Raw genomic sequence first — 2205 nt, 5'->3', positions numbered from 1 at the left:
ATTAACATAAAATATCTGAATTTATATCTTGGTAATGAGATTTATACGGCAAATACCCTGCTTTTATGGCTTTTACAATATGTGAAAGAAATTATTATTCTCTCATACGATACACATACGAATTTTAAAATACCAACACATTGCTTACAGCCTATGGGATTTGACAGAAATGAAAGTGTATTAGATAATGATGATTTAGGCTTTAGTGCATTTATGTTGTTGCAAGAATTATTTTTTATGTCAGAAAAATTTCATTTCATCCATCTTGAGGGTTTAGAAGCTTTAAAAGATGTAAAAAGTAAAAAAATGGGTATCAAATTTATTTTTAATAAGGAGCTTCCTAAAAATTGTCTACCAAGAGCAAATCAGTTTTCTCTCTTTGCAACACCAGCAATTAATTTGTTTTCTACACAGGCAGAACCAATACTTCTTGATCACTCAAGAAATACTCATCGAATATTTGTAGATAGAATGCACGAACAGGCTTATTGTGTTATACAGATTCTAAAAGTAAAAGCACATAGTAGCGATACTGGCAGACGAGTTTTTAAAAATTATTATAGTTTTGAGAGATTTGAGTTTTTAAATAAAAGCAATGATTTTTATGCATTAGCTAACAAAGTCGATGCTCATGGCCAACACTATAAAGAAATTTCTTTTTATACTAAGCATCACAGAAAAGAAACTATATCTATGGATGTATTGTGCAGCAATAATAATATACCAGCACAACTTAAACTTCATGACATTAACGAAATATTAGACTATAAGAGCGTTACAACAGAAAATATTACGCTACCCACACCAATTAAACACATAGACATGGATAGTGATATGATGTGGAATCTTGTTGTTATTTTGTCTTTTAATTATCAAAATATAACAAAAAAAGAAAGTTTATTGTCTCTTTTACATATTTTTGGGTTTACATTTGATTCTCAAGATAAACATTTTTTGACAAATCTAAGTGATGCGATTATTAATATACAATCACAACCGACCTATAAAGTTCATGGCTGTATCACAAGAAGAGGTATTCTTGTTACGATATCTATGGATGAGACTAAATTTTATTGTTTAGGAGAGGTATATAAAATAGGATTGATACTTTCGCACTTATTTGCTTCTTTTGCGGCTATTAATTCCTTTTGTGAATTAAATATTATATGTGTTTTAAGCAATACAATCTTTACATACCCTGTACAATTTGGAAATAAAGCGCTTTTATGAAAACATCTACATTCTATCATACTATAAAAACATTTTTACTGACACGCAAGAAACATCAAATATTTTTACGAACTGGGAAAAGTTTGGGGCATGCTTATAAGGAAATAGAGGTTATTGCACAAAATGACAATGAGACACTTTTAAAGGCGACAGATTCTGCAGATAATACAACTTCTTTAAATGATCAACATGAAAATTGCGTTGAAATTAAAGCAAATTTTTTTGGTTTATTTGGAAGTTCTTCTCCTCTACCAAACTACATACTTGACAAATTTGCAAGAAATGAAGATTCTGGTAATGGTTTTAGCTTATTTTTTGATTTTCTAAACAATCATATTCTATGGCTTCTTTACGAAAGCATGTCACTTAGAAATTATCATAGATCTTTCAATGATAACTTGAATGATAGAATTTCGCATATTTTTTTAAAAATATTGGGTTTTAATAATGTAACAAATGCAAAAGAGTATTTACCATTTTCATCTCTTATATTAAGCCAAAGACGCCCAAAACCATATATTGAAAAGATTTTGCAATATAATTTTAATTTAAACAATAGGATTTCAATTATTGAAAATATTTCGCAACAAATTCCCATCAATATAACTCAACAAAATGTGCTAGGAATAAGAAATACAATTCTTGGTAAAAATTTTTTATTGGGAAAAACGATATGTTCTCACCAAAATAAAATATTGCTTGATATTAAAGATTTACAATATCATGAAGCGTTGGCTTACTTTCCTAATCAAATGCAATTTAATCGATTAAAAGAAAGTATCGCTTTCCTTACAAACAATGAATTCGCGGTTGATTTGCGCTTAAATATACAATATAGCTCTCAAATGAATTTTATACTTGGTAATCTAGCGAATGCTAAATTGGGATTTGGTTTATTATTGGGAGGGGGTCAAAAAAACTTCAGCAATTCACAATATTGCAAATATATATCGCTGCATCAATAAAAACATTTTT

Annotated in this window: 2 protein-coding genes; both read left to right on the top strand. The window is 28.7% G+C overall.

Annotation, left to right across the window (positions count from 1 at the left end; all coding sequences use genetic code 11):
- A partial coding sequence (gene tssF, locus T368_RS0111215) for a type VI secretion system baseplate subunit TssF (protein WP_027338503.1) occupies positions 1–1230 on the top strand: 1230 nt, incomplete at its 5' end.
- On the top strand, positions 1227–2195 hold the full coding sequence (locus T368_RS0111210) for a type VI secretion system baseplate subunit TssG (protein WP_004088257.1): 969 nt from the start codon (positions 1227–1229) through the stop codon (positions 2193–2195). The genes tssF and T368_RS0111210, both read left to right, overlap by 4 nt.
- Positions 2196–2205: the final 10 nt, after the last annotated feature.

The sequence above is a fragment of the Helicobacter bilis ATCC 51630 genome (genome assembly GCF_000686565.1).
GTDB lineage: Bacteria > Campylobacterota > Campylobacteria > Campylobacterales > Helicobacteraceae > Helicobacter_A > Helicobacter_A bilis.
This window is presented reverse-complemented; position numbering and strand designations above follow the sequence as displayed.

Bases quoted from the DNA above. Each gene is read 5' to 3' on its own strand.
- T368_RS0111210 (WP_004088257.1), top strand. From the start codon at position 1,227: ATGAAAACATCTACATTCTATCATACTATAAAAACATTTTTACTGACA.